Genomic DNA, 18,476 nt, shown 5'->3' with positions numbered 1-18,476 from the left:
CGCCACAATCTAAGCGCGCAATTGCTTTGTATAGCTTTTAACTTATCGAAAACTTAGCCAACTGGCGTGTTGTTTGCACTGTTATTTCTTCTCCTACACTTACTGTTCCAGTTTGAACAATCAGTACATTTTGTCCAAATAAGATTTTATTTCCAGCTTTTCTGTAGGTCGAAAGGGTGTGTAATGGTTCTTTTCCAGTCTTCTGCCCTGTTTCGTGATTCAAGGTGGTGACAATACACCTTGAGCATGGTTTTACCCCTTTAAAAGATGTTTTACCTATCGAAAACTCAAACCAAGACTCTTCTTCAAAAGCACTCCCTCCAGTAAAGACAAAATTTGGACGAAAACGATTAATCGAAATTTGTTTTTCTAAACGATTATTCAAATCGTCTAAGGACGACTGTCCAATTACCAAAATAGGATACCCATCCGAAAAAGAGGTTATATCTTCAGGCGTTTGGGCATACTGGGGATCAACAGGTCGTAAACTTTCGTCAGGCATATAGACCAATCTTACAGGTTTACCAAGCAATTCACTAAACCATGCACTTGCCACCTCGGATACCTCATGCGCATCCATCTCATCATCCCAAACTTCTACGGTAATGGCATCAGGTAGGTATTCTCCGATATTTACCGACAATATTTTTGCTGTAGGACTATGTGTAACATGAAGTGTATTCGCTTCAATAGCCGTTTTAAACAATGCCAAATCTCCCACTTGTCGTTGAGTGACAAACACGTTGTCGGCATCAATAAGCATCCATCGACGGTCATATTTTAGTCCACGAGTAGTGACTTCTGTTTGTTGGACACTAAAACCACCTAGAGATTTGACAGGATAAATCCAGATTTCAGAAAGTTGCATAGTCGTTTTTTTACTTTAAAATTCTCAGACTGTTTTTACATTATTATGCCATAGGCTGTAAGCATTAGGCAAAATGTTTATTTTATTTCAGAAAACATTGATTTTTTACGTTGTCTCAAATAACTTTTATATCCACTTAAACACCCATTTGATAGTCACCGTATATAACACCACTGCCAATAACCAGCCTATAATCATAAGCGGAAAGTTTAATTCGGTCATGGTTATTACAGAAGGCGAAGGCAATGCGCTATCGGGGTAGGTCACAAACAAGAAGGCATATATATTATTAGAAGCATGTATGCCTAAAGCTAGTTCCAACTTCCCATCAAAATAGGTCAATAAGGCAAAAAATAAGCCTACACCGATGTAATATGTCATAGCCAAACCAAAACCTACTTTTGCCGTTTCGGGATTAGCACTGTGCATTAATCCGAAAAAGACAGAGCTAATCACAAGCCCCGCTACCACATTTCTCGAACCAATTGCTTGAAATAAATAACCTCTAAATATGAGTTCTTCACAACTAGTTTGAATGGGCAAAAACAAGAAACCGACGATAAATGCAGGTAACCATTGTTGAGGATTCCAAGTAAAGCGGTACATCTCAGGAAAAACCAAATACATACCAAATTCTACGATTGCGGTACATACCAGCCATACTGCCGCAGAACTAGCAACACGTTTCCAATTGACAGAGCTTTGTGGAGTAATCAGGGTTCGAAATGCTCGATGATGGCTATTTTTCAACCAAACCCATAACATCAAAATTCCTCCAGCAAAACTGCCTATTGCCACCAACAAATACCAATGCGAAGCCACAGTTGGATATCCACCTTTTGTATCTGTAACCAGCACTTGCGGAATACTAAATATCAGTAGCGCCAGCAATACCAAAATCATACCTACAACATATCTCCAAGGCTGATTATTACCTATTTTGGCTTGTGCCAGAAAATCATTTTGTGCTAACATAGAGGTTTGGGATTAGGTTAAATAGAAGGCTCAGCGTTCAGGTGTTTTGAAATTCTTTGTATTACAAATGTAAATGAAGAGGAGGTTACTTCCTTGAAAGGGTGTAGAAAAATACAAATAAAAAAACAGAGATAGGGATATTTTTAACATAGATTAAAAAACATCTCTATCTCTGTTTGGCCTTGTTTTACCCAAAACCAATTATTTTTTCACTGCAAAAATATTCAACTGCAAATCCATCGAAGGATTGGCTTTGTACGCATGATTTATAAACGGCACTGGTCTATCTTGGGCGTCACGGATGAAGTATCTGAAACCATTTTTTGTCAAAATAGAAAGCAATACATCTAGGTCTTGCGGGCGATTTGGAAAAGAATGGTACTCAATAAAGATATGGTCGATATGTCCAATACTATCAGCACAATCTTGAAAAACCTCTACTTCGGCACCTTCGATATCCATTTTCAACATTTGAATACTTGGATATTTTTGCAAATATTCCTTCAAACGGACAGAGTCGATACGTTGTTTTTCTCCTTCACCATAAATCGAAGCACCGTCCGAACCTTCGGTCACAAACTCGATTCCTTGGTCATGAACCCACACAGCTTTATCGACAATAGTGACCCCTTGAATACCATTGGACGTCAAGTTATTTTTCAAGATTTTAGCAATTTGTGGATCGGCCTCAAAAGCTGTAATATTAGCTTTTGGATACAGTTTTTTGAAGAACAAACAACTCGTACCAATATTAGCTCCACAATCCAAAATAACAGGACTATCGGTACTACTTTGGAATCGATAACTTTGTCCCACAAAAATCTCTTCATGCTGAAACAAAAATGACATACAATCTGGCACTAAAAACGTAACACCCTGAAACGAAATCGTTCGAGGTTGATAGCGTGGTACGGTACCAAATTTGGCCATTAAGCCCAACAATTCGCGCGCTTCTGGAGTGCGAATATGGTGGAACGGGTATTTTAAGAAATATTTTAAGGCAAATAACATAGCTTGGAATGCGTGATTATGGAGTTATAAAAACCTCTTTTTTAAATCAAAACTTATTTTTTCATGACGTACTTAAACGCCTCACAATAGTTTTTAATCACTACGTGAATATTCACCTCATTTTTGATGATATCGCCAGAGCGTAATCCCATTTCCTTGGTTTTTTCTGGATTACTCATCATACTTTCAAGCTTTTGGTACAAATCTTCGGCATCTCCATTTTTGAAGATATAGCCGTTATATCCATCACGAACGAGCTTTTTCTCGGTACCATCTGCCACTGAGCAAATAATTGGTTTATCAAAACACATTGCATCGTTGATAGACAAACCGCCCATTCCTGCCAACACATACACCAATGAAGCATTGAAATATTGCCCCAACTGTGTCATTTCGTACACTGCTCCAGCAAATTCGACACTTTCTTCTATCCCTAAATCTTTGGCTTGTTGTTTGAGATTATCTAGCTCAGGACCCGTACCTACAATGGCTAATTTGGCAATAGGAAACTTTTTGAGCAATTTGGCAAATACGTCCATCAGTAAATCCACACGTTTCCATTTTACTAAGCGTCCAACGTGCAAAAGTCGTAGAGGATTATCTGGCAAAACGGTGTTTACTCCTTCGATTTTCGCTCTTTCGTTGAAGATAATATCCGTATCTGGTGAATTATAAATTACAAAAATCTTCTCCTTAGGCACGCCATAACTTCCAAAAACCTCAATAGCTTCCTCGGTATAATCCACGTGAGCATCTACCATGTTAAAAGCTCTTTTGTAAGTATATTTGAGTAGGCTATACTTCAGTTTGAATGCCAAACTGGAAGGTTTCAATTCCGTTTTCAAGGTTTCGGTTACGGCACCACCTTTGGCATAGTAATCGAGCGCTTCTTGAAATTTTGGGATATTAAAAGGAATCTCTTTCAATATCAATTTGATACCCATGCTACGGATTTTCCAAAGCAATAAAGGATTATAAACAAAAGTCAAGATATATGGCCAAATCGTAACAATTACATCTGGTTTTTCGGCCTCAATTGTTTCCAGAAAATTCTTAAAAAACGGCTTTCCCCAAGCAGTTTTGTACTCTTCCAAAAAGTGTACCTTAAACTCAACACCATCTAAGGTTTGATGCACCCCAGCGCCCACACTTTTCCCTTGGCTTTTAGGAGCAATTACTACAATCTCTTGCCCTTCTACCTGATTGAGGCGATTGAGTACCAAATTATAATAATGGGGCAATCCACCAAATGTGAATAATATCTTCATATTGTTAGCTTTAGCTATTTGATCAATTTTAGTTTACGTAAAATACCCATCACGGTTTTGTTAGCATCTTCGGATATTTTGAAATACAATACGCCTCCTCCAAATACAGCACAAATCAATAAGGAACGTACTGCCACTGTCATCATTATCCCTACCAATCCAGACCCTAACGTAGGAATAAGCGTTGCCAAAAAATAGGTCAATATAAACAACCCTAAAACTTTTACAGTCGCCGAAGTAAATGGTTGCAGTTTGAGTTTGAATAAAATAAAGAAATATTTCGTAGCATTGTATACCACTACCGAAGTTAGCGCTGCCAGCGCTGCGCCATTGAAGCTGTAAATAGGGATTAAAATCAAGTTTGTCACGATAATCAACACTGCCAACAACACATAAAAGGCCAAATCGTAGCGATAGTATTTCGAATTGATTAATATTTCCGAATTCAATCCAGTAGCCATATCAATCACCTTGCTCATACCAAAGAAAAATACCACCCAACGACCTTGCGAATAAATATCTGCTTTGGGTAGAAGTTGAAAAATTTCGTCTACATTACACCAAATCCCAAGAAATAAAAAGCCTCCTACAATAAACAAGACAAGAGAGGATTTTCGGTAAATTTCCTCGATATGTGCCATATCATTTTTCTGCCAAGATTCTGCTAACAAAGGCAAACTGATAGAAGCAATGGCATTGCGAGGAATGGCAATTACAAGGGCTATTCTGGAAGCAATATCAAAAATCGCTGTTGTATTTAACCCTCCATCGTAGGCGGGTAACATGATTTTTTCGACATGTTGAATCAAGGTAAAACTTGCTCCAGCTAATAATACCCACAAACCATATTGGTACATTTCCTTGAATAAGGGACTCTTATAAATGTTCCAATCAATGGTCAAATATAGCTTCCCAAGTATTTTGATATACGCAAACAAAGCAATAATGCCAAGTATGTAGGTTACTACTGTAATACCAATTAATTGTTCGAAAGAAATATAACCTAATCCAAAAAGAATAACTAACAAACCGTTGGACAAACGCAGTCCTAGCTCCCGAATAATAGCAGGTACTACTATACGCAAATGTACTTTTGCATAAGCTTCTAACACCGAAATATAAGCAATACAAAAAGTCAGTGGTAACATATAATAGTAATACTGACTCAGTAGTGGCGACTTGCTTTCGTAAATTCCGTTGAAAACCGATTGTAAACAAAGATATAGAATTGCGAAGATGCCTAAACCTACCAATGGGGTTACCAATAAAAAACCTAAAAAGCCATTATGTCGTTTTTCGTCATCTGCAAAACGATTGAAATAGCGCGTAGCAATATGTGGCACCCCAATTTGGGCAAATGAAGCAAAAACTGTTGTAAAGCTGACCATAGCCGAAGCATACAGACCAAATTGTTCTTGCGTCAAAAATTTATTGTAAATAACAAGGACGTTCAATACCCCCACAGCCGTTCCTACATAGGTAACGATTGAACTTTTTAATCCTTGACGAATAATAATGCCCATAATTTATTGAGTGATTTAGTGAGTAGGTTATTTAGTGATTAAAATGCTTATTTTTAATACATTTATCACTTATTACCACTCTTAAACTTCTTTACAAAACGACCAAATTGGAATTCAAATTTCCTTATTTTACTTTCTCGCTACTAGCTTTTTATTGCTATACGGCCTGTGTAATCTATGCGATTTAACAACAATGAACCGTTGAAATACTCATCAACTGCACGTTTACATCCTTCCCAGTGACCATAATCATCAATGACCAAAACTCCTTTTTGAATCAATAAAGGATACAAATATTTCAACTCATGAGCGGTAGACTCGTACCAGTCTGTATCCAAACGCAACAACGCAATCGGTGCATCAGGCATCGTAGCAGGAATAGTATCTTCTACTTTTCCTTTTACAAAATGTACCAAATCTTGAGGGTATCCTGTCGAACGCATATTGTTTTGAACATCATTTAGGTCGGCCAAGCACCATACCGAATTTTGTTTATTCTCCACATTTTGCTCCATCAATTCCTTGGCCTGTCCACCACGAAAATCCACATCGTCGGCTGTTGGCTCAGACATACCTTCATAGGTGTCATACAAATACAGTGAACGGTTGCTCACGCCCAATTCCTTTAGTGTTAGCGCAATCATCATCGAGCTACCTCCTCTCCAAACACCACATTCCACAAAGCTACCAGCAATATTATTTTTGACTATATAAGTAACAGCGTTATACAAAGCATACATACGTTCGATGCTAGTCATGGTGTAAGGCTGGCAAGCCTTCAAGATTTTTAAGAACGTAGGATCATTGATAAAATCCTCTTCTTTTTGCACTTTGGCAATTTTATAGCCAAACGGTTTTAACAATTTGCTAATCATAAATTTATTGGAGTAAACGGAAATGGATTGCGAGCTCTATCGCTCAGAAAATATGTGAATCTATTGTGTCTATTTTGAAAATAGCCGCCAGATGATTTCTCATGGCGGCTACATACCCACATAAAGCCTACAAAAATAGACAATCTAATCATAAAATGCTACTTTCTAAACCTTCGTAGAAATATCATTTTTCCAATATCTCTCTCAGCGTATCAACTCTTTTCGACATTTCGTAGTAATCCTCCATGTGTTGGCGAGCGCTTCGCCCCATTTGCCCACAGAGTTCTGGATTATTAATTAGCTGAGTCATGTAATTTGCCATTTGTTCCCAATCTCCTTCATTCACTAGGAAACCCGTTTTTTCGTGAACCACAGCATCTTTGATACCTGCATGATAGGTACTTACAATTGGTAATCCAACGGCCGAAGCTTCCAGAATTGATACAGGTGTGCCTTCTGAATCGCCATTTGGCGCAAACATCGAGTGTTGTACAAAAACTCTTGCAGTTTTCAGTAAATCTATAATCTCTGTAGGTCTTTTTACTCCTAGTAATTCAACCTGAGATTCTATTCCCAACTCTTTTATTAAAGCTTTTGCCTCATCCCAAAGCTCCCCCTCTCCTATCATTTTTAGTTTGGCATCTGGCACTGTTTGCAACACCTTATGAAAGGCCTTTATAGTTGAAAAAGGTGATTTTTTAGCCGTAAATCTACCCACTGCCATGAATATCTTATCGTTGTTCTCAGGCTTACCCAAGGAAAACAAACTCGTATTGACAAAACAAGAATTGAATATTACCTTGTCAGGATCTGCTCCAAACTCGATTAACTTATTTCTCATATCTCTAGACACTGCAATTATACCTTTCACCGTCTTGAACATCTGCTGATAGGCAGGCAAATACTTGTCTAATGTCGCTTTGTCGTTTGCATCAAATCCATGAAAGTGTACCACTAATCCAACATTAGCCTTTACACAAGCATCGTTGATTGTTGCGCCCATAGGTCCATATTGAGCCAAGACAACATCTATGTTGTTTTTGGTTAAATATCTGGCTAAGAAAAACGTATAAATTTTATGATATAAACTAGGTAGCACATTCCTCAAACCTCCTCGTACATAAAGAATATTGAAAGGAAAAGGAAGAAAGGATACATCGTTTTTATCAAGAGAGGGATACCAACCTTCATAAATCGTGATTTTAGGTTGCAGCTGTTCTATTTGGTCATGGATAAAAGTTTCACTAAATCGAAACTTATTAGGATATGCAAAGCAAAGGTTCATTATCTATCGGCTATTAAAAATGTACACTCGAAAACAAAAATAGAAGGATAATATTTATCCTTCTATCTTGTTTTAATATTAGTCGTATTAAAACTGGATTTTGAATCTCTTTTATCAATTTAGGAAGTACTAAGTAATCGTGCAGAATGAGAGTTATTTATGTGTTTAGGCACTAGGCAACAGGCGCAAGGCAAAGAGTATTAAAATATTTTTTAGTAACCACAGCCATGCTTTTTTCCAAAGCCCACCGCCGAAAGCCGATACCTGAAAGCCTAAAGCACAATCTTAAATTTTATTTTGCATGATAACTTATAACTGATATACGATTAACAAATAACTTCTTTCTATTTAGTTTGATGAAAGTTGACCTATTTCCTCTGCTGACAAGGCACGTTTATATATTTTCACTTCATCAATGGTACCAATAAATCCTTGTCCAGTATGTCTATTCCCCACATAAAATCTTTGAGTTCCATAGCCATATCCAGCAGATTTTCCCTCTACGGGCAAACTTCCAATTTGCTTTCCATCTATATAGGCCTTAAAGTTATGCCCATCACGAGTAAAAGCTAAATGCACCCACTTTTGGGCAACCATAGAAGACAATGTATCCGGTGTGACTACCAAATTACTACCATCTTCGTTGTAGCTGGTCAAAGCCCAACCCGAAACGCCATAATAATTGTTAGATATATTGACAAGTTGATCTCCTCCCGAAGAACCTATGGACATAGCTGTCCTAATAGTACCTTCTGTTGGAATAGATTCAATCATAGCCCAGAGCGACACCGTAAAATCGTTTTTAATAGCAGGCTTTGGAAATTCAATATAAGAGTTTCCATCAAAGTAATAAGCGCTATTGGCATTGCCATTTTTATCATCTGTCAGTCGAGCACGGTAAATACTGATAGCATTATTGGTTCCTTTCAAATCATTCGTGTTTCCATTAAATGAATAATATGAAATAAAGTCTTTGGGACTTAAATCTGAGTTTTTACACCCAAAAAACATAATAATAATGGAATATAGTGAATAAATTTCATGAACAAGAATGAGATTTAATCTCAGAGCTAAGTACCAATACTACCTTTTCTTCGCTACCAACACGTATGTACAAGCATCTTTATCAATAGTATCTTGCGCTGTAATTTTATCAAAAAAGATAATCTGAGGTTGCATAATAATAGCCAAAAGAGGACGAAGAAATTTGGGAAGTTTAAATAATAACCCGTCCTGAAATAGTTGGAGTCCCATCGCTGCACGACCAATAATACCTTTAAAATACACTACTTCAAAGCCTTCATCTTCTACAATTTTGCGCAGACCTGTTGATGTCCAGCGCCAAAAATCTGTTGGATCAGGGTGAAACATCCAATAACCATGCGTACTCAAAATTAATAGTCCATCATTTTTTAAAACACGATGTGCTTCTTGTAAATACTGCTTGGGATCCACGACGTGTTCAAGTACTTGTGTCGAAAGCACAACATCAAGCTTCTCGTCATCGAGCTGGATAGCGCCTGTTGGAGCAATGTGAATATCTGCAATAGGGTTAAGTTCAAGGTCAATACCCAAATATTGGGCTACAAATGGAGCTACGATTGGCTCATAAGGCTTATTGCCACAGCCGTAATCTGCAAGGGTAAGTTTCTGAGGACTTTTGGCCAAAAACAATTGGACAACCTCCTCGATTTGTGCGCGCAATTTACGCAAGTAATAATAACGAGCGGCCATTCGCCCAAATAATGAGGGATATAGTCTTTCTATTCCAGCTTCTCTTTCAGTCATCATGATTGGTTTCAAAACTCATTGGATAGGGTTTTCTTTCAAAATTTACCTTTCTCTCAATAAGTATAAAAATCGCTTAGTCTATGTTGGTGATTAGATGTTTATCAAAGTCAGAAACGTAGTACTCATGCCTTTCAAAACAATTTGCAAAGCTACTAAATTTTGCTGTTTAAAAGCAAAAAGCTCCCAGTAGAACTGAGAGCTTTGATATTTGTCCAAATTGTATTAATCTTTTTATTTTAAAAATGCCTTCGCTTCGGCTGTTGTCGACTTATACTCTGCCAATTTCAAACATTTCTTTACATATTCTTTGGCTTTATCTTGATTGCCTTCTCTACGAGCAATTTTTGCCAAACTCAAATATGCCAACGCATGATAATCTTTCGTAAATCGCTCATCATAAGGCATTTTAACTCCTTTTAGTAAATATGCTTCTGCTTGGTCGTCTTTATGCTGTCTTTCTAGTTGGATTCCTTTGAAAATCGTTGCGGCACATTGAAACATAATACCTTTTTGCTTTTGAAGTTTGGCCACATAATCGTCGGCTTCATCAAATTTGTTTAAGGCTGTCAATATTTCAGCTCTTTGCATTTGATACAACAAATTGTCTGGAAATTTTTCTATCAACATCGAATTATAATGCAATGCTTTGGCTGGCGTGCCTTCGTATTTCATATATACATAACCCGCGTAAAAAGTCGCTTCGTTTTTCACAAAAATAGTTTTGCGTGTCGCCAAGTCTAGTTGCTGTAAGCCAAGCTTTTTATTTCCATCTGCAAAAAAGAACATGAAAGGCTTAATCAAGGCGTGAGTTTCGGGATATTCAACTCGATAATAGTTGTAGATACCCGAAGAAAACAAAAATTCTGGTTGTTTATCTGTCCACTCTAGGCCTTTTTTCAGATAACTATAAGCCTTTTTGGCTACCCCGACAGCCTTCATAAACTCCTGATTATCGGCATCATAAGCCGCTATATACCCAAGTGTTGCCAATTCAAAAAAGTTGGCTTCTATATCATCATCATCTTTGTCGAGCATTGCTTCTGCCAAAGTACGACTCTGAATCAGGTAGTTTAAATACACTTTTTGCTGTGCTGGATAGTCTTTCAATGGAAAATATTGAAGTTCTGTTTGCAGTGCCATTAAGGTATAAGAAACAGGATGATTAGGATAACGAGCTCTAATTTTCTGGAAGATTTCTGTTGATTCTTTAAAATCATAAGAATACATTTTTTCTAAACCTGCCTGAATTTGGTGACGAACATTAGTATCGTTTAAAATTTGAGCTTTTGAGATGTTGAAAGAGATGCTTAAGAGTAAAAGCAATGTGATAAATTTCTTCATAAGTTTTTGGTTGCGTATTGATGCAAGTAATCAATCTATACTACGACGATAAGGTTAGCAATATATGTGGTAAAGTCTTTTAATACAAATCAAACCGATTTATGTACATTTGTGTTTACTATTCAATTAAGCCAAGGCAATTTGCTTTGAGTCTTAAAAGATTGTTTTGTCTTTATTTTCGACCAGACCCTTGTTCGTCAAACCACAGAGAGAACCACAAGACTTGGGTTATACTCATACTCGGCATATATGATAAGCTATTCACATTTTATACTGAACAACGGACTTAAAGTTTACGTTCACGAAGATCATTCTACTCCCATTGCAGCAGTAAATATTTTGTATAATGTTGGCTCGCGCGATGAAGACGAAAACAAAACGGGCTTTGCTCACTTGTTTGAACACTTGATGTTTGGTGGCTCCAAAAACATTGCGAGTTATGATACCCCACTACAACGTGTGGGTGGCGAAAATAACGCTTTTACTTCGCCAGATATTACCAATTATTATATCACACTTCCTTCAGTGAACCTAGAAACGGCCTTTTGGCTCGAATCAGACCGTATGCTTTCGCTTTCGTTCGATCCAAAAGTTTTAGAAGTGCAACAAAAAGTAGTAATTGAAGAGTTCAAACAACGCTATTTGAATCAGCCTTACGGTGATGTTTGGCTCAAACTTCGTCCTTTGGCATACACTACTCACCCGTACCGTTGGGCTACGATTGGAAAAGAAATTTCGCATATCGAAAATGCAACTATGGACGATGTACGAGAGTTTTTTTACAAACATTATCTACCAAATAATGCCGTAATGGTTGTGGCAGGAAATGTGACATTGGAACAAGTAAAACAATTAGCTAAAAAATGGTTTGAGCCTATTCCAGCAGGTAATGTAACACCACGAAACTTACCTCAGGAACCACGCCAATTGGCAGCTCGTTTTCTGGAAACAAACGCTAAAGTACCTCTAGATGCTGTTTACAAAGTATTCCATACTCCTGCCAGATATGCGGATAATTTTAATGCGGTAGATTTGGCAAGTGATATTTTGGGACGTAGTAAATCATCAAGATTATACAATAAATTGGTGAAAGAAAACCCACTTTTCAACTCTGTAAATGCTTACGTTACGGCATCGCTCGACCCTGGTCTATTGGTTATTCAAGGTAATCTTAATAGCGGTGTTAGTATTGAAGAAGGTGATGCTGCTATTCAAGAAGTATTAAACGACTTTTTATCTCAGCCAATTGATGAAGAAGAATTGACAAAGGTAAAAAATCAGGCTGAGTCAACCTTGGTTTTCTCGGAAGTAGAACTTCTGAACCGTGCTATGAATTTGGCTGTGGCGGCCAATGCAGGCGACCCAGAGTCGGTCAACCAAGAAACAGAAAAAATTCAAGCTGTCAACGCCGAACAATTGTCGACATCAATCAAAGATGTTTTAAGACCAGAAAATTGTTCAACGTTATACTATCGCTCAGAGGCATAAAATATTACATACTGGTAATAAGGGATAATGCTCTTATTACCTTTTTCTTAAATATTAAAACATGAAAATCAGAGTAGGACAAGGATATGATGTTCACCGCCTTGAAGAAGGTCGTGATTTTTGGTTGGGAGGTATCAAGGTTCCTCATACACATGGTGCAGTCGGACACTCAGATGCCGATATTGCTTGTCACGTAATTTGTGATGCACTTTTAGGTGCTGCCAATATGCGTAATATTGGGTATCATTTTTCGGATAAAGACCCACAATGGAAAGGCGTTGATTCCAAAATATTATTGGCACGAGTGATGGAAATGATTCGGGAAGCAGGTTGGGAAGTCAACAACATAGATGTGACTATTATCTTACAAATACCAAAGTTAAACCCTCATATTCCAGAAATGAAAAGAGTATTAGCCGAGGTAATGAAGATTGACGAGGAAGATCTTTCTATCAAGGCTACTACCTCAGAGCATATTGGTTTTGTAGGTCGTGGTGAAGGAATTGCAGCCCAATGTGTAGCGTTAATTAAGAAGTAGTTGTGAATTTGAAGTATCTATTTCGGATATCGGATGTGGGATTTTGGAAGTGTGAGCTTATATGTTTTAAAAAAACGAAGGTCTTTTTCTTTATTTCCGAAATCAGAAATCCCAAATCTGAAATAAAACGTAAGGCTTTAATTATCAAAATTTTACATTCATAACAAGATTAACACTGATAGGCATTAGGCAAAAAGCTTCTATGAATTCATGAGAAATATTTTCGGAAAGCCCAAAGCTGAAAGCCGAACGCTAATTGTCTGAACCCTTATCTCTTAAAATATTGTTAACTAAAAAACTGTTTCTCATGAAATTCTATAAATATCAAGGCGCTGGAAATGATTTTGTCGTAATTGATGACCGCGATAAAAGCTTTCCTGTTTCTCAAGAATTAATAGCTAAAATGTGTCATCGTCGTTTTGGTATCGGTGCCGACGGTTTGATGCTTTTGCAAAGCGATGAGCAATATGACTTCCGCATGGTCTATTTCAATTCTGATGGTACCGAAGGTTCAATGTGTGGCAATGGTGGACGTTGCTTGGTGCGTTTTGCGCATGATTTGGGCGTTATTGGCGACCAAACTACGTTTATTGCCATCGATGGAGAACATGAGGCTTCGGTAAACCCTGATACTATTTCATTGAAAATGATTGATGTAAAAGGTGTTGAAAAAACTGAAAGATACGACTTTATGAACACTGGTTCTCCACACTATGTTGAATATGTGGATAACCTTGCGGAATATGATGTTTATTCACATGGTAAAGGTATTCGTTACGGCGAGCCTTTTGTGAGTAAAGGTGGAACCAATGTCAACTTTGTCGAAGTTACAGGTCCAAATGCTCTTTCGGTACGCACTTATGAGCGTGGCGTTGAAGACGAGACCTATGCTTGTGGAACAGGCGTGACGGCTTGTGCTTTATCTGCAAATCTTCGTTTAGGATTTGAAAATGCCATCGACGTAAAAGTCTTAGGAGGCGATTTAAGAATTGAATTTACCAAGACTGGCGAAGATAGCTTCGAAAATGTTTACCTCATCGGTCCAGCAGTAAAAGTATTTGAAGGAGAATATTAGGAAGTATGAGTGATGAATTGTGAGAGATGAGTCTTCCCAAGTTTTAAGGTTGGGTTTATTCTCCTAATTTTTATCAAAAAGCGGTTGGAAAATATTTTCCAACCGCTTTTTTGATGCTACTATGCTAGATTTTACTCAGTTTGAGTTGACTCATTTTGCTTTATTCACCTCTAAAAACGACATACAAATACCCATCATAGCATTTGCCGTCTTTGAGGATAGACTTTGGTTGAATAGACTCCAATTGATACCCGCCTTTCTCTAGCACTTTTTGCGATGCTTTGTTCGTATCGAACACCCCTGCAAAAATTCGTTGAATCTGTGGGAAGTGTTCAAATGTATAAGCTGTCATTTGCTTGAGTGCCTCTGACATAATTCCTTTTCCCCAATATTCTTCTCCTAGCCAGTAACCTATTTCGGCTTGGCACGCATGAATATCTTGCCCCAAAATTATACCTATACATCCCACTACAGCATCATCGACACATATGGCCAACGAAGTGTAGGGTGGTTTTTGACTTTTGTTAAAATCAATCCACCAAATTGCATCGTCATGTGTATAGGGACTAGGAAAAATATTTCTCAAGTATTTGGCGACATTAGGGTTATTGGCGTATTTTACCAATGCATATTCGTCTCCCTCCCGAAATGCTCTAAGCGTAAATATTGTGGACATACAACTATTAGGGGGTTTCTTTATTTCTTTAACGACTCTACACCTTTCGGAACGATTCTCCTTTTACTAACAAATATTTCAATTACTTTTCGAAAATACATATATTCAGGATTAGTATTTGCTAGACTTTCATGTAATAGCTTGTGATAAAATGCCTAAAAGTAGTTTGCAAAACTCATTTCCCATTATACCATGTCAAAAAATCGTAAACCTGCCAAACCCGTTATTCAGCCCAAGCCTTCAGAAGCAAAACCTGATACCAATATTACTTCTCATACCTCCAAGACTTGGCAATTGTATGTAGGAATTACCCTACTCTTAGTCGTAGTATTTATTGCTTTTGCAGGTGGATTTAATCATCAATTTGTAGACTGGGATGACCATGTATACATCGAAAATAATTATTTGGTAACCCAGCCTTCAGGACATTGGCTAGAAACTTGGCAGAGCCATGTAGCACTCAACTATCACCCACTTACGATTTGGTCATTGATGCTCAACGCCAGTATTTGGGGAAGTACTTCAGCCAAGTCATTTATCGTAACCAATTATCTCCTTCATAGTATCAATGTATTGTTGGTAGGATATTTAGCCTTTTTACTTAGTAAAAAGAATAAAATAGTTGCCTTGTGGGTAGCCCTCATCTACGGAGTTCACCCTATGCGTGTTGAGTCTGTAACGTGGATATCTGAGCGCAAAGACGTCCTCTATGGACTCTTTTTTTGGGCTACTTGCATTGTGTATGTACAGTATTTGCAAACAAACAAAAATGCCAAATTAGTCTGGACATGGGTACTATTTGTTCTATCCTGTCTCTCAAAAGCGCAAGCAGTGGTACTTCCTATGGTTTTGTTATTGTTGGACTATTGGTACGACAGAAAATTTGACCCTAAAGTATTGTTAGAAAAAATACCATTCTTTATGGCATCGTTGCTATTCGGACTAATCGCTACTAATATTCAAGCAGGAGGCGACTTTCATGGAATGATTCATGCCATTGGTGAACAAAAATCAGCCTTGGATTTGAAAGTATTTACCATTGGCGAACGCCTTCAGTTTGCAGGATACGGTTTTATGATGTATTGCTATCATCTATTTTTACCACTACAACTTTCTCCTTTTTATCCTTACGAAAGTACTGGCGCTCACGTGCAATTTTATACTGTAGGACTAGTTTTCACGATTATTGTACTACTATTGGCAGGAGGATTTTACAAAAAAAGTAAAGCTTTCTTCTTTGGAATAGCCTTTTTTACGATAACGGTGGCTCTAGTTTTGCAATTCATTTCAGTGGGTGCAGCTATTATGGCCGATCGGTATACCTATATCCCATATTTTGGTTTGTTATTTGCGGTTGCGCTCGGCTTGGTATATATCCAACAAAAGTCACCACAAATTGGGCAAATCGTATGGACAATAGCCTTTTTATTTGGTGGTTTTTGTTTTGTCCAGACCAAAGCACAAGTGGGTGTTTGGGAAAATACTGGCACCTTGTTTAGTACTATTATTCAGCGCTATCCTGATGATTATCGTGCTTATTATACCCTAGGGAAATATCAAGGCGAAAAAGAAGGAAAATTAGAAGAGTCTATCGCTAATAACCTCAAGGCTATTGAACTAGGCTATAAAGGCGATACTGGTCCTTGGGAAAACTTAGGAACGGCTTACGGAATCAAAGGTGATACGCCTAGAGCATTGCAATATTTTGACGAAGCCATCAAGAGAGGTACTAAGTCAGGCGAGACTTATATGAACCGAGGAATTGCTTATTTTACGCTTCAACAGCCCCAAAAAGCTATTCCCGATTTTGAGAAATCCTTGACCATGCCAAATCGGAAAAAAGCGCAAGCATTGACCATGTTAGGAGCTTCTTATATTTCAATAGGCAACCCCAAGAAAGCACTGGAAGTATTAAATGAACTCATCAAATCAGAACCACAGGTAGATTATTCGGCTTATCTCAATCGAGGTATTGCTCATCAGCAATTAGGACACAATACGGAAGCCGAAGCTGACTATAGAATTGTTTTAGCACAACAACCCAACAATGCTGTAGCGTTACAAAATCTTAAAATAATGGGCAAATAAGAGTGTAGAGTTGTTACTTGTCCTTGCCTAAAGAGTAAAGTTTGTTTATCCCGTGAAATAACTTTACTCTTTTTCTCCCTTTATCTATTGTGATAGTTGTTATCTTTAGCCAATTCAAACTTTCTTCTTGTTGTTGACACTCTCTCCATTAGAATTTTACTCAAACAGATTTAAAGAAATATTTATCTAATTCTTGTTGTAAATCACATTTTGTGTCTTACTTTCCTGAAAAATATTGGTTCTAAGTAACATAAAAGTAGTTAGAAAAGCGTTTTGTCAAGGGAGCAAACACTACATAGATATGAATAAAATATACCTTCTTACACTTTCATTGGTACTCTTGTTGGGAAAGTCAGGATATGGACAGTCATTTTTATCTTTTGGTAAAAATAAATCTAGAAGTACAGAAAGTAAACTCTACGAAAAGCACTCTTCTGTAGCGTTTGGCTTAGGAACTAGTCATTATTATGGTGACTTGGCGCCTTATTATCGTATCATTCCTTCTTTCACTCAAGATATCAGATGGAATATAGGTGCCGAATGGGAGCGCTATCTTTCTCCACGCTGGGGTGTTCGAGTAGGTTTATCATGGGTGCGCATTGCTGGCGATGACAACAAGTTTCAGGGTGTAGCAGGAATGGAAAATTTTTTTATGCGAAATGCCCATTTCAGAAACGATGTAAAAGAATTATCTGTGGTTGGTGTATATCAATTAGCCAAACAAAATCGTAATTATCGTGCTCGTACCAAGCTTATGCCTTATTTGTTTGCAGGTGTTGGGGTATTTCATCATAATCCTATGGCAAAAGCTCCTCAAGGCATTAGTATTCCAGCGGGACAATGGACTAGTCTTCAGCCTCTTGGTACAGAAGGACAAGGATTACCAGGTTACGATTCTCCTTACAAACTTATTTCGATTAGTATTCCTGCGGGTATAGGGATTAATTATAAAGTAAATCAAAGTTGGGATTTTGGAGTAGAGTTTAGTCTAAGATACACACTCACTGATTATCTCGACGACGTGGGTGGACCTTATGTCTTGCCGCAAGATGTTCAAGACCCCAATACCTTGGCATTCAGTCACAGAGAGTTAGAAAGCACATCCATCACTACGGGACGTGACCGTCTACCCGAAATTCGTCAGTGGTTTGTCAATGCAGGTTTGTCAACCTATGCAGACCCCAATTCGCCCATCAATCCAAGAGATGCGGCGGTATTTTACAGTGGTAATTCGCGTAATGCAACAGGAAAAATTAACGACAGTTTTTTAATGACTCGTATCAAGCTAGTTTATCACTTGATACCAGCAGTAAAATGTCCTCCATTGAGATAAAAAGTCTATTTTTTTAGCATAAAGGCGTTTTAGAATTAAAGTTCTAAAACGCCTTTATTTTTGATAAAAATCGTTGATAAAATCTCGAAGATTATGATTTTTAGTTTGTTTTTGAAGCTAAAACGCTTAATTTAGTGTAAGCAATCGGCTCGATGAGCAGAGTACTGTGACCCGAAATGTGAGGTCGGTGTGTTGATTTTAATAGATTTTTCAAGATTAATAGACTATATCCTTCGTAGTGTTATTGTATTTCTGCCTCTTTCCTGTCTAAATGCCTTAATTATTAACCCAAAAACAATCACAATTCAAACCACTATTCATAGAAGTGATGAGTGAAGAGT

The 18,476-nt window shown here is 37.6% G+C and carries 16 protein-coding genes; 5 read left to right on the top strand and 11 right to left on the bottom strand.

Going from position 1 to position 18,476, the window contains the following annotated elements:
- Positions 1–37 precede the first annotated feature (37 nt).
- The 10 genes from BWI92_RS09220 to BWI92_RS09175 all read right to left on the bottom strand — a co-directional run bounded on the left by BWI92_RS09220 (position 38) and on the right by BWI92_RS09175 (position 10,937).
- The gene (locus BWI92_RS09220; protein WP_095162295.1) at positions 38–868 is read right to left on the bottom strand and encodes an MOSC domain-containing protein; all 831 of its coding nucleotides are present in this window, start codon (positions 866–868) and stop codon (positions 38–40) included.
- Positions 869–994: 126 nt separating this feature from the next.
- Positions 995–1,843, bottom strand: a complete 849-nt coding sequence (locus BWI92_RS09215) for a CPBP family intramembrane glutamic endopeptidase (RefSeq protein WP_095162292.1) — start codon at positions 1,841–1,843, stop codon at positions 995–997.
- Between the two features lie 201 nt (positions 1,844–2,044).
- Entirely contained in the window at positions 2,045–2,854 is an 810-nt protein-coding gene (locus BWI92_RS09210) for an FkbM family methyltransferase (protein ID WP_095162290.1), read from the bottom strand.
- Positions 2,855–2,907: 53 nt separating this feature from the next.
- Complete coding sequence (locus BWI92_RS09205) at positions 2,908–4,122, bottom strand: glycosyltransferase family 4 protein (RefSeq protein WP_095162288.1); 1,215 nt, start codon at positions 4,120–4,122, stop codon at positions 2,908–2,910.
- A gap of 14 nt (positions 4,123–4,136) precedes the next feature.
- The gene (locus tag BWI92_RS09200) at positions 4,137–5,645 is read right to left on the bottom strand and encodes a lipopolysaccharide biosynthesis protein (RefSeq protein WP_095162286.1); all 1,509 of its coding nucleotides are present in this window, start codon (positions 5,643–5,645) and stop codon (positions 4,137–4,139) included.
- Between the two features lie 143 nt (positions 5,646–5,788).
- Positions 5,789–6,520 carry a TylF/MycF/NovP-related O-methyltransferase gene (locus tag BWI92_RS09195; protein ID WP_095162284.1) on the bottom strand — a complete coding sequence of 244 codons (732 nt, stop codon included), beginning with the start codon at positions 6,518–6,520 and terminating at the stop codon, positions 5,789–5,791.
- A gap of 184 nt (positions 6,521–6,704) precedes the next feature.
- Positions 6,705–7,805, bottom strand: coding sequence for a glycosyltransferase (locus tag BWI92_RS09190; protein ID WP_095162282.1), 1,101 nt, complete (start codon positions 7,803–7,805; stop codon positions 6,705–6,707).
- Between the two features lie 348 nt (positions 7,806–8,153).
- Positions 8,154–8,816, bottom strand: coding sequence for a LamG domain-containing protein (locus BWI92_RS09185; RefSeq protein ID WP_095162280.1), 663 nt, complete (start codon positions 8,814–8,816; stop codon positions 8,154–8,156).
- Between the two features lie 72 nt (positions 8,817–8,888).
- Positions 8,889–9,596, bottom strand: a complete 708-nt coding sequence (locus BWI92_RS09180; RefSeq protein WP_095162278.1) for a class I SAM-dependent methyltransferase — start codon at positions 9,594–9,596, stop codon at positions 8,889–8,891.
- A gap of 231 nt (positions 9,597–9,827) precedes the next feature.
- Complete coding sequence (locus BWI92_RS09175) at positions 9,828–10,937, bottom strand: lipopolysaccharide assembly protein LapB (protein WP_095162276.1); 1,110 nt, start codon at positions 10,935–10,937, stop codon at positions 9,828–9,830.
- A 249-nt stretch (positions 10,938–11,186) separates the two neighbouring features.
- Between BWI92_RS09175 and BWI92_RS09170 the strand changes: the two genes are divergently transcribed.
- The 3 genes from BWI92_RS09170 to dapF all read left to right on the top strand — a co-directional run bounded on the left by BWI92_RS09170 (position 11,187) and on the right by dapF (position 14,038).
- Positions 11,187–12,425 (top strand): pitrilysin family protein, encoded by a 1,239-nt coding sequence (locus BWI92_RS09170; protein ID WP_095162274.1) that lies wholly within the window; start codon positions 11,187–11,189, stop codon positions 12,423–12,425.
- A 61-nt stretch (positions 12,426–12,486) separates the two neighbouring features.
- Positions 12,487–12,963, top strand: coding sequence for a 2-C-methyl-D-erythritol 2,4-cyclodiphosphate synthase (ispF, locus tag BWI92_RS09165; RefSeq protein ID WP_095162272.1), 477 nt, complete (start codon positions 12,487–12,489; stop codon positions 12,961–12,963).
- 307 nt (positions 12,964–13,270) lie between these two features.
- Positions 13,271–14,038 (top strand): diaminopimelate epimerase, encoded by a 768-nt coding sequence (gene dapF / locus BWI92_RS09160; RefSeq protein WP_095162270.1) that lies wholly within the window; start codon positions 13,271–13,273, stop codon positions 14,036–14,038.
- A 160-nt stretch (positions 14,039–14,198) separates the two neighbouring features.
- Here the strand turns inward: dapF and BWI92_RS09155 are convergent, their stop codons facing one another.
- On the bottom strand, positions 14,199–14,714 hold the full coding sequence (locus BWI92_RS09155) for a GNAT family N-acetyltransferase (RefSeq protein ID WP_095162268.1): 516 nt from the start codon (positions 14,712–14,714) through the stop codon (positions 14,199–14,201).
- A gap of 192 nt (positions 14,715–14,906) precedes the next feature.
- Here BWI92_RS09155 and BWI92_RS09150 point away from each other — a divergent pair, with 192 nt between their 5' ends.
- Complete coding sequence (locus BWI92_RS09150; RefSeq protein WP_095162266.1) at positions 14,907–16,802, top strand: tetratricopeptide repeat protein; 1,896 nt, start codon at positions 14,907–14,909, stop codon at positions 16,800–16,802.
- Positions 16,803–17,103: 301 nt separating this feature from the next.
- Positions 17,104–18,135 carry a DUF6089 family protein gene (locus BWI92_RS09145; protein ID WP_095162263.1) on the top strand — a complete coding sequence of 344 codons (1,032 nt, stop codon included), beginning with the start codon at positions 17,104–17,106 and terminating at the stop codon, positions 18,133–18,135.
- Positions 18,136–18,476 lie beyond the last annotated feature (341 nt).

Origin of the sequence: Flectobacillus sp. BAB-3569, from assembly GCF_002270355.1 — a bacterium.
GTDB classification, from domain to species: domain Bacteria; phylum Bacteroidota; class Bacteroidia; order Cytophagales; family Spirosomataceae; genus Flectobacillus; species Flectobacillus roseus.
This window is presented reverse-complemented; position numbering and strand designations above follow the sequence as displayed.